The organism is Halospina sp. K52047b, from assembly GCF_008709855.1.
Classification (GTDB): domain Bacteria; phylum Pseudomonadota; class Gammaproteobacteria; order Pseudomonadales; family Oleiphilaceae; genus Halospina; species Halospina utahensis_B.
Map to the genome: position 1 here is coordinate 168,164 of NZ_VYJH01000001.1, position 12,591 is coordinate 180,754.

Consider the following 12,591-nt stretch of genomic DNA (forward strand, 5'->3'; position numbering starts at 1 on the left):
GGTTAAAGGAATTATTTGATGATTGAACGACTTATTGATCTGGCGTTGAAGAACCGCCTGTTGATGGTGGTTTTTGCTCTCATGCTGCTTGGGGGCGGAATCTGGAGCTGGGAGCGGCTGGGCGTTGAAGCCGTTCCTGATGTATCACCCAAGCTGGTTCAGGTATTCACACCCACTGCGGGGCTCGCACCGACTGAGGTGGAAAAGTACGTAACCTACCCGGTTGAGCGGGCAATGACGGGCCTCCCGAATGTTCGCGAGATCCGGAGTGTGTCCAACTTCGGATTGTCCGTGGTCAGTATCTACTTCGAGGATGAGACGGACATCTACTTTGCCCGCCAGGTGGTAGGAGAGCGTCTGCCGAAAGCAAAGGAGGCGATTCCCGACGGATTCGGGTCGCCACAGATGGGGCCCATCGCGACGGGGCAAGGGCTTGTACTCTACTACTACCTTGATGCACCCAGGGATGAATACAACCTGACCGAGCTGCGGACCATTCAGGACTGGGTTGTCAAACCCCAGATGGAGACCGTGAAGGGTGTTACCGAGGTTCTCGGGATTGGTGGCTTCCAGAAACAGTTTCAGGTCAATGCCAATGCCAATGCGCTGCAGCGCTACGACCTGACCCTGAAGGATGTCATTGAGCGTGTTGAATCCAACAACCTGAACGTGGGCGCCCAGTACCTGGAGAAGAATGGCGAACAGTTCGTGATCCGCTCTGAAGGGCTTGCCCAGAGCATTGAGGATCTGGAGTCGATCACCGTTAAGACCCATGAGGGTAATCCGGTCCAACTCCGTGACGTGGCATCGATAGAAATCGGCGGTAAGGTGCGACAGGGGATGCAGACCCTGAATGGCGAACAGGAGGTGGTCTCCGGGATGGTCGTGAAGCTCTATGGCACGAATACGTCCGGGGTTATTGAGCGTGTTGAAAAGCGACTCGAGAAGATTCAGAAGAGCCTTCCGGAAGGTGTCAGGATTGTTCCCTACTATGAACAGAAGACGCTCGTCCAGAACAGTGTCGATACCGTGACCAATGCGCTGCTTCAGGGCATTGGCCTGGTTGTGGCTGTACTGCTCGTGTTCATGGGGGGCATCCGTCCCAGTGTGGTCGTTGCTACGGCTATTCCTTTCTCGGTCCTGTTTGCCGTGGTCGGGATGTATTACTTCGATATCTCCGCGAACCTCATGAGTCTCGGTGGGCTTGCCATTGCCATTGGCCTGATGGTGGACGGTACTATCGTGATGGTGGAGAACATCGACCGCCACCTTCGTGAATCTTCCCCGGAAGAGCCCCGCATTCATGTGGTCGGTCGAGCCTGTCGCGAGGTCGCTCAGCCTATCCTGTTCGCGATTGCGATCATCGTCATTGTCTTTATCCCCCTGTTTACCCTGACCGGCGTTGAGGGTAAGACGTTCCGGCCTCTGGCCTACACCGTCGCACTGGCCATGTTCGGGTCACTGATCTACGCCCTTTTCCAGACACCGGTTCTGAGTGATCTCCTGATGCGGCGCCCACGCGCTGACAAGGGGGACGGGGAATCGAAGGAATCGCCTCTGGTGCGCTGGATCCTGGTGCCTTACCTCCCGATGGTTCGGTTCTTCGTCCGTAAACGATTCGCTGCGGTGACGCTGGCGCTTGTCCTGCTGGCTGCGGGGGCTGCGATTTTCCCGCAACTGGGGTCCGAGTTCCGGCCCAAGCTCAATGAAGGGGATCTGATCGTGAACCTGACCCTTGCCCCCTCCATTTCGCTTAGTGAATCCAAGCGTCAGACAATGCTTGCGGAAAAACGGATACTGTCAGTTCCAGGGGTCAAGAAGACCGTCAGTCGAGTTGGTCGGGGCGAAGTTGGCGCCCATGCGGATCCGATCAACAGTATCCATTCGCTGGTTGTACTGGAGGAACGAAGTCAGTGGAGCCAATATGGCTATGAGTCGCAGGCTGACATTGAAGAGGCGATCCGTAAGAAGCTCAAGGGTATGCCCGGCATCATGACCAATATGACGCAACCAATCCAGCTTTCCGTGGATGAGCTGGTGGGGGGCGTCAAGTCGGAGCTTGCCATAAAGCTGTACGGGGACGACCTGGGTACCCTCAAGAACAAGGCTGACAGGATTGCCAGTGTGGTACGTGAGGTTCCCGGTGCGGCTGACGTCCAGGCAGAGCAGGTCACCGGGGCTCCCCAACTGCGTATCAGGCCGGACCGTGAGGCCCTGGGGCGCTACGGCATCGACCTTCAGACGGTGCAGCATGTGATCCGGAATGCCGTGGGCGGCACGACAGCCGGCCAGGTCTATGACGGTGTGCGCCGGTTTGATATCTACGTGCGGTATCAGGAGCAATTCCGGGATAACGCCGAATCCATTGGCAATATTCTCGTTGAGGCGCCAGGTGGGCAGGAGGTTCCGCTGAGCCAACTGGCGACGATCGAATCCATTGAGGGACCACGGCAGATCAGCCGTGAAGATGCTCAGCGGTTTATTACGGTACAGGCCAACGTTACCAATAGGGATATGGGTGGTTTTGTTGAGGAGGCCAAAAAGCAAATCGATCAACAGGTTGAGATTCCGTCCGGGTACCGCCTGGACTGGGGTGGCCAGTTTGAGTTGCAACAGAAGGCCAATGCCCGCTTTGCTGTCGTGATCCCGATTACGCTGGCGCTGATCTGCCTGCTGCTCTATATGAGCTTTGGTTCGATCCGCAATACGGCACTGATTCTGCTCAATATCCCGCTCGCCCTGGTGGGTGGTATCGCGGCCCTCTGGCTTGGCGGACTGAATCTCTCGGTCCCAGCGTCGGTGGGCTTCATCGCCCTTTTCGGGATTGCACTGGAGAACGGAATGGTCCTGGTTACCTATCTGAACCAGCTGGTCAGGTCTGGCGTGCCTGTCGATGAGGCATCAATACGGGGCGCCAAGTTGCGTGTTCGTCCGGTCCTGATGACAGCCGTTACCAGCTCCCTGGGCCTTTTCCCACTGTTGTTCGCGAGCGGTACGGGGAGCGAAGTGCAGCGCCCACTGGCCGCCGTCGTGGTTGGCGGACTGGTGACGTCGACAGTGCTGACCTTGTTGGTGCTGCCAGCGCTCTATAAGTGGTTCTCGGCCCGCGTTGAGGTTGACGAGGGCTGATATTGGGAGGAAAAGCGATGAAAAAAATTGAAGCATACATTAAAGAGGATCGGATCGAGCCGGTCGCCAATGCCCTTCGGGGCATTGACGGCCTTTCCGGGGTCACTGTTATTCACGCGGAAGGGTTCGGGCGGCGCGAGGCAGCCAACGAACGGGAACCGAGCCCGGAGATGATCCATGATTTCAGGGGGGTTGGTCGTCTTGAGACGTTCTGCAGTGATGAGCTTGTTGAGAAGGTTGTCGAGACCTTGAGGGAAGCGGCCCACACGGGGTTGCGTCATGACGGGAAGATTTTTGTCCTGCCTGTCGATGATGCTTTGCAAGTGGCTTCAGGGAAACGGGGGCCTGACATTCTATAGGTCCATTTGATGGATAGGTGTATGTTTGGTGGATGCCTTTCTTTAGGGCATCCACTGTAGACTTGCCTCAGTGTCGGGAGTTTGTGGCCAAAAATGCCAACGCGTTGAGAACTGATGGGCATTTGGAGGCTATCCGCGATGGTAGACTCCGGGCACCATCTGAAAACCGATACAACAAGAGGACGTGTTCATGAAACAGATGCTGACCTTCGCGTTTGCGCTGCTGTGCGCCTTAGCGATGACGGCCCAGGCTCAGGAGATGACCGTTGAGGGCGTTGAGCTGCCGGGGACCATCAAGGTTGCCGATAACGAACTCAGCCTGAATGGTGCTGGCGTGCGCTCCAAGTGGTTCATGAGCCTGTATGTGGGGTCACTCTACCTGCCGCAGGCATTCGACAGCGCCCAGGCGATTGTTGAGGCGGATCAGCCCATGGCGATCCAGCTGGACATCATCTCGGGCATGATCAACAGCGAGAACATGACCGAAGCGACCATGGAAGGCTTCAACAATGCCACCGGTGGCAACATGGAGCCGATCCAGGACGATATTGATGCGTTCATGAGCCTGTTCGAGGAAGAGATCAAGGAAGGCGACCAGTTCAAGATCACCTATATCCCCGAAGAAGGGATTGTTGGTTTCAAGAATGGTGACCGCATCGGCACAGTGGACGGCGGCATGGATTTCAAGAAGGCTGTCTTCGGCATCTGGCTTGGCGAGGTTCCGGCCCAGGAAAGCGTGAAAACGGCCATGATGGGCGGCGAGTAAAACGGTCTCAGTCGACCGTTTTCTCCCTGTACTCGCACAGATCCTCGATGACGCAGCTGCCGCAGCGTGGCTTCCGCGCCAGGCAGGTGTAGCGGCCATGGAGGATCAGCCAGTGATGCGCGTCCTTGAGGTACGCCTTCGGGACGCGTTTCATCAGCCTGTCTTCCACTTCCCGAACGTTTTTGCCGGGCGCGATGCCGGTCCGGTTCGCCACCCGATAGATGTGCGTGTCCACCGCCATGGTGGGCTGATCAAACGCGGTGTTCAGGATCACATTGGCGGTCTTGCGGCCGACGCCCGGTAACGCTTCCAGCTCCTTGCGGGTCTGTGGTACCTGCGAATCGTGCTTATCAACCAGCATCCGGCAGGCCTTGATGATGTTCGTGGCCTTGCTGTTGTAGAGCCCGATGGTCTTGATGTACTCCTTCAGGCCCTCTTCCCCCAGTTCCAGGATCGCCTTCGGCGTGTTGGCGACGGGGAACAGTTTCGCCGTTGCCTTGTTAACGCCTACGTCAGTGGCCTGGGCGGAAAGCGTTACGGCCACCAGCAGCTCAAACGGGGAGCTGAAGTTCAGCTCCGTGGTGGGCGCGGGGTTGGCTTCCTTAAGGCGGGCGAAGATGGCTTCACGCTTGGCGTCGTTCATGAGAATGTCCCCGTTACGCGGACCCGCTTGTGCCCGCTTTCCACGGGCGCCTGGCGGGCCTGCTGCTGTTGCTGGATATGGTGATCGATGCGGTTCCGGAGTGCGATGATCAGGCCCAGGCCGATGAAGGCACCGGGGGGAAGAACGGCGATCAGCGCCTGCCGGTAGTCCGGGAAGACCGTCAGTGTCCAGCCCCGGGCGGCCTCGCCGAAGAGCAGGTGGGCGTCCGCCAGAAGCGTGCCGTAGCCCACCAGTTCGCGCATTCCCCCCAGGAGCACCAGGACGGCGAGAAACCCGAGTCCGGTCATCAGGCCATCCAGGGTTGCCTTGGGCAGGGGGTTACGGCTGGCGAAGGCCTCGGCTCGGCCCAGGATGGCGCAGTTGGTGACGATAAGGGGAATGAAGATGCCCAGGATCTGGTAGAGCCGATAGGCATAGGCCTGCATGATCAGCTCGGTACAGGTCACCAGGGCGGCGATGATCATCACGAAGGCGGGCAGGCGCATGGAGTCGGTTACCCGGTTGCGGATAAGCGACACCGCCATGTTGGAGCCGGTGACCACCATCAGCGTGGCCAGGCCCAGGCCAATGGCATTGACCACCGTGTTGGTGACCGCCAGCAGAGGGCACAGGCCCAGCAACTGCACCAGCGCCGGGTTGTTGTGCCAGAGGCCATCTCGGATGATCTGGTTGGCACCTGTACTCATGGTGTTCCGGCTCCCGTTTCCCCGCCTTCGCTGTTGAACAGACGGTCGTGATGCGCGGCCGTGAATGTAAGCCCGCGTTTGACGGCATCCACGACGGCGCGGCTGGTGATGGTGGCTCCGCTCAGGGCATCAAAGGCACCATTCTGGCCAACGCGCCATTGTTCAGGGTTTGGATTGTCCAGTGAGCGGCCATTGAAATCCAGTATCCAGTTGCTCTTCGCCACTTCGATGGCATCGCCCAGCCCCGGGGTCTCCTGGTGGTCGGTGGCGCGTACGCCCGTGAGCGTCCCATCTGCCCGGATGCCGAGGATCAGCTCGATGCGGCCGGAGTAACCATCCGGTGCCGTGACCGGAAGGATCAGGATGGGATCGGCGTCGCCGGGAGTGACCCGTATGGCCTCGGCGCCTCCACGGATACCGGTCACGTCGTTCCGTGGCAGAGTGATCGGACGGGTGGCCCCGGCTGTCAGGGACACATCGTCCGGCAGCACGGCAGCGCGGGCCCTTGCGGTCGCCAGTTCGCGCTGCTGCTCGATGCGCTCGGCGGTGAGGATCTGGGTGACGCCAATGGCCCCGGCCGTCAGGGCTGCGAACAGGCCCAGTCCCAGGGCATTGCGCTGGATGGCCTGGAGTGCCTCGCTCATGACGGCACCCCCCGCCCCGCACGTTTATGGCCTCGTGTCCGCGGCCGGGTGTAATAGTCCAGGAAGGGCACGGCCAGGTTCATCAGCAGGACCGCGAAGGCGACGGCGTCCGGGTAGCTGCCCCAGGCGCGTATCGTGTAGAGCAGCACACCGATGCCGGCACCGTACCAGAGCTTGCCCCGGTTGGAGGTGGCGGCTGAAACCGGGTCGGTGGCGATGAAGAAGGCGCCCAGCATGGTGCCGCCGGCCAGCAGGTGCAGGCTCAGGGGCACGGACTGGTCCGGGTCATAACCGAACAGCAGGGCCATGATGGTCAATGCCCCGAGCAGGCTGACCGGAATGTGCCAGGTGATGATCCGGCGCTGGATCAACAGCAGGCCACCGGCAAGAAAGCCCAGGTTGACCCATTCCCAGCCCAGGGCGACCCGATCGCCGTAGATGGGCGCGGTGGTAACCTGGCTGGCGATGGCACCGTCAATGGCATGCTTGTAGTCATCCAGGGGCGTGGCGCCGGTGAAGGCGTCCACGGAGGTCGAACCCAGGCCGGTGAACACGGACAGGCTGTCCAGGAGGCTGAGCGGTGTCTCCTGCAGTGACAGCGGCAGCGCCCAGCGCGTGCTCATGGCTTCCGGGAAGCTCACCAGAACCAGGGCGTAGCCCACCATGGCGGGGTTGAAAAGGTTGCTTCCGAGCCCGCCATAGAGGTGCTTGGCCAGGATGATGGCACTGGCGGTGGCCACCAGCGCGATCCACCAGGGCAGCAGTGGCGGCAGGGACAGGCCCAGAAGCAGGCCGGTCAGCGCGGCACTGCCGTCCATGAGGGTGTGCTGGACCGGGCGGGCGCGAATCCAGAGGATCAGGGCCTCGGTGGCCATGGCAATGCCCATGCACCAAAGCACGTTGATCAGCACGCCCCATCCGAAGAAGTGGATGAGCGCCAGCAGGCCGGGCAGGGTGGCCGCCATGACCCAGAGCATGATCCGCTGGGTGGTCAGCATGCTCAGGTATCCTCCTGCGCGTCGCTGAGCGCTTTCTCGGCGGCGTCCAGGCGTTTCTGGTGCTTGTTCAGGGCCCGTTCCAGCTTGGGCACGGCTTCCGGGGTCTGTTCCCGGGCCTCGGCCAGTTGTGCCTGCGCCTCCTCGACCTTCTGTCGGGCCTGGTCCCGGCGCTGGATCAGGGTTTCACGGTCCGGGCCGGGCGCCGTCGGTGAGGTCGCTGCTGCGGTGGCGGCTTCGGATGCCTCTGCGGGCGCCACGTTGTGGTGCTGTTCCCGGGCCTGCTGGCGCGCCCGGCGACGTTCCTCGCGTTCCGCCTGTTCCCGTTCCAGTCGGGCCTGGCGTTCCTCAAACCGCTGGCGGGCATGATCCGCCTCCGCCTGCTCCTTCTGTTCCTGGCGCAGCACGCCCTTGCTGTGTCGGTAGTACTCCGTCAGGGGCAGGTGGCTGGGGCAGACCCAGTCGCAGGCGCCACACTCGATGCAGTCGAACAGGTCGAAGTGCTCGGCCTTGCGGTGCTCACCGGCGCTGGCGAACCAGTAGAGCTGCTGGGGCAGCAGATCCACGGGGCAGGCCTGTTCGCACAGGCCGCAGCGGATGCACGGCTGCGGGATCGGCGGGTCCGGGAATTCCCCGGCGGTGCCCGCGATCAGGCAGTTGGCGGTCTTGATCAGGGGCAGGCCGGTCGTGGTCAGGTCGAACCCCATGAGCGGACCGCCCATGATAAGCCGGTGCAGCTGGTCCGGATCCAGTCCGGCTTCGAACAGCAGGTGGTCCAGGGGCGTGCCGATGCGGGCCTCGATGTTGCCCGGCGCCCTCAGGGCCTGGCCGGTAAAAGTGGTTATACGCTGGATGACCGGTTCGCCGAGTCTGAGGGCCCGGTCCGCCGCCACCGCCGTGGCGACGTTCTGGCAGAGGACGCCCACGTCTGCCGGGAGGCCCCCGGAGGGCACCTCGAGGCTGGTCAAAAGCTGGATCAGCTGGCGTTCGCCGCCGGAGGGGTAGCGGGTCGGCACCACCCGGATCTCAATGCCGGTGCCTTCCGCCGCCTGTTTCAACGCCTCGATGGCGTCCGGCTTGTTGTCCTCGATGCCGATCAGGCACTGGCCGGCTCCCACCAGTTCCCACAGGGCCCGGGCGCCGGCGATGACCGAGTCGGGGCGTTCGCGCATCAGGGCCTGGTCGGCGGTGATGTAGGGCTCGCATTCGGCGCCGTTGAGGATCAGGACGTCGGGCGCTTCCTCCGCGCTCTGGAGCTTGTCACGGGTCGGGAATCCGGCGCCGCCGAGCCCGACGACGCCGGTGCGGTGGAGGTGGTCGTAGCGTTCGAGGGTGCTGGCATCGGCCGGGCAGGGGGCCAGATCGCACCACTGGTCCCGGCCATCGGCCTCGATGTGGATGCAGGTCTCCTCCAGCCCGGACGGGTGGGGCACCTCATGGGGGCCGATGGCCGTAATAGTGCCGGAGGTGGGTGCGTGCACGGGCACCGACAGGCCCGGCTCGCCCTCGCTCAGTGGCTGGCCGGTGAGAACACGGTCACCCACCGCAACCAGCCCATGGCCGGGATCCCCCCGATGCTGGCGCAGCGGCACGATCAGCTGTTCTGGCAGGGGGGCCTGGCGGATCGGTGTCTGCAGTGACTGCTGCTTGTTGTCCGGCGGATGGATCCCGCCGGGGAAGTCGTATCGCGTGCCCATCACGCGCTGGCCTCCGCCGGGCGTTGATCGGTGGCGATCACCGGCTCATTGGTCAGGGGCCGGTCCTCGGGGCGAGGGGGAACCCAGTCATCAATGCCCTTCGCCACTTCGATCATGTCGATGCAGTCGACCGGGCACGGGTCCACGCACAAGTCGCAGCCCGTGCACTCGCTCTCGATCACGGTGTGCATGAATTTCGGCGCGCCCACGATGGCGTCCACCGGGCAGGCCTGGATGCACTTGGTGCACCCGATGCATTCGGCCTCGCGGATGTAGGCCACCCGCTTGGGCTGCTCCTCACCATGCTCGGCATCCAGTGGCTGGGGTTCCACGTCCAGCAGGGTGGCCAGGCTCTGGATGGTGGCCTCGCCGCCGGGCGGACACTTGTTGATGGCGTCGCCCTCAGCGATGGCCTCCGCGTAGGGGCGGCAGCCGGGGTAGCCGCACTGGCCGCACTGGGTCTGGGGCAGGACCGCGTCGATCTGTTCCACCAGCGAGTCGTCATCCCGACGCAGGCGCACCGAGGCATACCCCAGCAGGGCTCCGAAGGCGCCGGCCAGCAGCAGCAGGGTCGCGATGGCGAGGAGCAGGTTCATCCACATGCCGGTAACCCTCTCACACCTGCACCATGCCGGTGAAACCCATGAAGGCCAGCGACATGATGCCGGCGGTGATCATGCCGATGGCGGCGCCCTGGAATGGCTGGGGCACGTCGGCGGCGGCGATGCGCTCGCGCATGGCGGAAAACAGCACCAGCACCAGCGAGAAACCGGCGGCGGCGCCGAAGCCGTAGAGTACGGATTCGAGGAAGCTGTTTTTCTCCTGGATGTTGAGCAGCGCCACGCCCAGAACGGCGCAGTTGGTGGTGATCAGCGGCAGAAAGATGCCCAGTACCCGGTGCAGCAGGGGGCTGGTGTGGCGTACGGCCATCTCGGTGAACTGCACGACCACGGCGATGACGAGGATGAAGCTGATGGTGCGCAGGTACTCGACCTGCAGGGGCTCGAGGATCCAGGTGTTGACGAGGTAGCTGCAGACGGAGGCCAGTGTCAGCACGAAGGTGGTGGCCATGGACATGCCCATGGCCGTCTCCAGTTTGTTGGAGACGCCCATGAAGGGGCACAGCCCCAGGAACTGGGCCAGCACGAAATTGTTCACCAGGACGGTGCTGATCAGTATTAACAGATACTCAGTCATGGTTCTCTTTGTGTCTGGCGTGGTTGCCGGGGCTTGGGTCGGGTAGTGCCTTACGGGAATCGCTGTAAATACATCCCTGTACGCTGCTATTCCGCCATCCATGGCTCCATAGCTTCCCGTAAGGCACTACCCGACCCAATCCCTTCAAGCTCGCAGCTGGCTGCCAACCTCTTTGATCGGAAGCGAAACCATGGCGCTGGGTAGGCGGGGAGCCGGGAGGTCTTCCCGGGAAGCTATGGAGCCATGGATGGCGGAATAGCAGCCTACAGGGACGTACTCGTGGCGATTCCCGGGAAGACCTCCCGGCTCCCCGCCCCGCGATCCGTCATCATTCCTGAGACAATCACATAACCCGCAACCCAGGCGTCGCCCCGGAGTCGGGAGCCAGAAGCCAGATATCCTCACCCCCGGGCCCGGCCGCCAGAACCATCCCCTCGGACACCCCGAACTTCATCTTCCGCGGCTTCAGGTTCGCCACCATCACCGTCAGCCGCCCGATCAGGTCCTCAGGTGCGTAGGCCGTCTTGATGCCCGCAAACACCTGGCGCTCTTCCGCCCCGATATCCAGTGTCAGCTTCAGCAGCTTGTCCGCGCCCTCAACATGCTCGGCGTTCTCAATCTTGGCCACCCGCAGGTCCACCTTCGCGAAGTCATCGAACTCGATCTGGTCGGCAATGGGCTCCACGTCCGGGGTCTCCTTCTGCGATTGTGCGGGCTGTTGGGTGGTCTGCTGATCCTGGGCCACGTCTTCTTTCGAGGCTTCGAGCATGGCCTCAATCTGCTTGGAGTCGATGCGCTTCATCAGCGGCTTGAACTTGTTGATTCCGTGATCCAGCAGATGATCCTCAAGCCGGCGCCAGTCCAGGCTGGTGTTGAGGAAAGCCTCCGCGTTGCGCGCAGTTTCCGGCAGCACGGGCGCCAGGTAGGTCATAAGGATGCGGAACATGTTCAGCGCATTGGTGCTGATGGCCTGGACCTGGTCGCGGGTGGTCTCGTCCTTGGCCAGGACCCAGGGCTTCTGCTCGTCCACGTACTGGTTGGCCCGGTCGGCCAGTTCCATCACACGCTTCATGGCGCGGCCGATTTCCCGTTCCTCGTAATAGCCCGCAATCTCTTCGGCGGCGTCGGTGAATTCCTTCAGCCGCTCCGGTTCGGTGATTTCAGAGCCCAGGCGGCCCTCGAACTGCTTGGTGATGAAACCGGCGCTGCGGCTGGCGATGTTGACCACCTTGCCCACCAGGTCCGAATTCACTTTCTGGATGAAGTCATCCAGGTTCAGGTCCATGTCGTCCACACCGGCGGTGAGCTTGGCCGCGAAGTAGTAGCGCAGGTACTCCGGATGCAGGTGGTCCAGGTAGGTGCGCGCCATGATGAAGGTGCCGCGGGACTTGGACATCTTCTGGCCGTTCACGGTCACAAAGCCGTGGCAGTTGATGGCCGTGGGCGTGCGGAACCCGGCCGTCTTGAGCATCGCCGGCCAAAACAGGGCGTGGAAGTTGACGATGTCTTTGCCGATGAAATGGTAGACCTCGGCGGTGGAGTCTTCGCGCCAGTAATGGTCGAAGTCAATGTCGCCACGCTGGTTGCACAGGTTCTGGAAGCTGGCCAGGTAGCCCACCGGGGCATCGACCCAGACGTAGAAGTACTTGCCGGGCGAATCCGGGATCTCGAAACCGAAGTAGGGCGCGTCGCGGCTGATATCCCAGTCGTGCAGGCCGGCGTCGAGCCATTCCGCCAGTTTGTTGGCCATGCCGGGCTGTAGAGCGCCGCTGTTGGTCCAGTCCCGCAGGAAGTCGGCGAAGTCCGGCAGTGTGAAGAAGAAATGCTCGGACTCGCGCTCCTCGGGCGTAGCGCCGGAGAGCGCGGATCTGGGTTCAATCAGCTCCATGGGCGTGTAGGTGGCGCCGCAGGCCTCGCAGTTGTCGCCGTACTGGTCCGGGGTGCGGCAGCGCGGACAGGTGCCCTTGATGAAACGGTCTGCCAGGAACATGCCCTTTTCGGGATCGTAGGCCTGCGTGATGCTGCGCGTTGCGATATGGCCGCGGTCGCGCAGTTTCTGGTAGATGTAGGAGGACAGCTCGCGGTTTTCCTCGGAATGGGTCGAGTAGTAGTTGTCGAATTCGACCAGGAAACCGGCAAAGTCACGCTCGTGTTCGGCTTGGATGCGGCTGATCAGCTGTTCCGGCGTAATCCCCTCGCGCTCCGCCCGGAGCATGATGGCGGTGCCGTGGGCGTCGTCCGCGCAGACATAGTGGCAGTTCTCCCCCCGCAGCTTCTGGTAACGCACCCAGATGTCGCTCTGGATGTACTCCAGCAGATGGCCCAGGTGGATGGGGCCATTGGCGTAGGGCAGGGCACTGGTGACCAGGATGTCGCGGCGATGGGCGCTCGGCTCGCTCATGGGGGTTGGCTGGCTCCGTGTGATTGGTTTTGGAGTTGCCGATGATACCGCTC

The 12,591-nt window shown here is 62.2% G+C and carries 11 protein-coding genes; 3 read left to right on the forward strand and 8 right to left on the reverse strand.

Features of this window, described 5'->3' with window-relative positions; genetic code table 11:
• Positions 1-18: 18 nt before the first annotated feature.
• From F3089_RS00830 to F3089_RS00840, 3 genes are all read left to right on the forward strand, one after another.
• Positions 19-3,129, forward strand: a complete 3,111-nt coding sequence (locus F3089_RS00830) for an efflux RND transporter permease subunit (protein ID WP_225741629.1) — start codon at positions 19-21, stop codon at positions 3,127-3,129.
• A 17-nt stretch (positions 3,130-3,146) separates the two neighbouring features.
• Positions 3,147-3,488 carry a P-II family nitrogen regulator gene (locus F3089_RS00835; protein ID WP_151438983.1) on the forward strand — a complete coding sequence of 114 codons (342 nt, stop codon included), beginning with the start codon at positions 3,147-3,149 and terminating at the stop codon, positions 3,486-3,488.
• 190 nt (positions 3,489-3,678) lie between these two features.
• Positions 3,679-4,254, forward strand: a complete 576-nt coding sequence (locus F3089_RS00840) for a chalcone isomerase family protein (protein WP_151438984.1) — start codon at positions 3,679-3,681, stop codon at positions 4,252-4,254.
• 7 nt (positions 4,255-4,261) lie between these two features.
• On the opposite strand, the gene nth is transcribed toward F3089_RS00840, so the two are convergent.
• From nth to metG, 8 genes are all read right to left on the reverse strand, one after another.
• Positions 4,262-4,897 (reverse strand): endonuclease III, encoded by a 636-nt coding sequence (nth, locus tag F3089_RS00845; protein WP_151438985.1) that lies wholly within the window; start codon positions 4,895-4,897, stop codon positions 4,262-4,264.
• On the reverse strand, positions 4,894-5,604 hold the full coding sequence (locus F3089_RS00850) for an electron transport complex subunit E (protein ID WP_095617522.1): 711 nt from the start codon (positions 5,602-5,604) through the stop codon (positions 4,894-4,896). The genes nth and F3089_RS00850 overlap by 4 nt, the downstream gene beginning before the upstream one ends.
• Positions 5,601-6,248, reverse strand: coding sequence for an RnfABCDGE type electron transport complex subunit G (locus tag F3089_RS00855; RefSeq protein ID WP_151438986.1), 648 nt, complete (start codon positions 6,246-6,248; stop codon positions 5,601-5,603). Before F3089_RS00855 ends, F3089_RS00850 begins: the two co-directional genes overlap by 4 nt.
• Positions 6,245-7,246 carry an electron transport complex subunit RsxD gene (gene rsxD, locus F3089_RS00860; RefSeq protein ID WP_095617520.1) on the reverse strand — a complete coding sequence of 334 codons (1,002 nt, stop codon included), beginning with the start codon at positions 7,244-7,246 and terminating at the stop codon, positions 6,245-6,247. The genes F3089_RS00855 and rsxD overlap by 4 nt, the downstream gene beginning before the upstream one ends.
• Positions 7,247-7,248: 2 nt before the next feature.
• Positions 7,249-8,940 carry an electron transport complex subunit RsxC gene (gene rsxC, locus F3089_RS00865; RefSeq protein ID WP_151439256.1) on the reverse strand — a complete coding sequence of 564 codons (1,692 nt, stop codon included), beginning with the start codon at positions 8,938-8,940 and terminating at the stop codon, positions 7,249-7,251.
• The gene (gene rsxB / locus F3089_RS00870; RefSeq protein ID WP_151438987.1) at positions 8,940-9,542 is read right to left on the reverse strand and encodes an electron transport complex subunit RsxB; all 603 of its coding nucleotides are present in this window, start codon (positions 9,540-9,542) and stop codon (positions 8,940-8,942) included. The genes rsxC and rsxB overlap by 1 nt, the downstream gene beginning before the upstream one ends.
• 13 nt (positions 9,543-9,555) lie before the next feature.
• Positions 9,556-10,137: an electron transport complex subunit RsxA gene (gene rsxA / locus F3089_RS00875; protein ID WP_151438988.1), complete on the reverse strand. Its 582-nt coding sequence runs from the start codon at positions 10,135-10,137 to the stop codon at positions 9,556-9,558.
• 343 nt (positions 10,138-10,480) lie between these two features.
• The gene (gene metG / locus F3089_RS00880; RefSeq protein WP_151438989.1) at positions 10,481-12,538 is read right to left on the reverse strand and encodes a methionine--tRNA ligase; all 2,058 of its coding nucleotides are present in this window, start codon (positions 12,536-12,538) and stop codon (positions 10,481-10,483) included.
• Positions 12,539-12,591 lie beyond the last annotated feature (53 nt).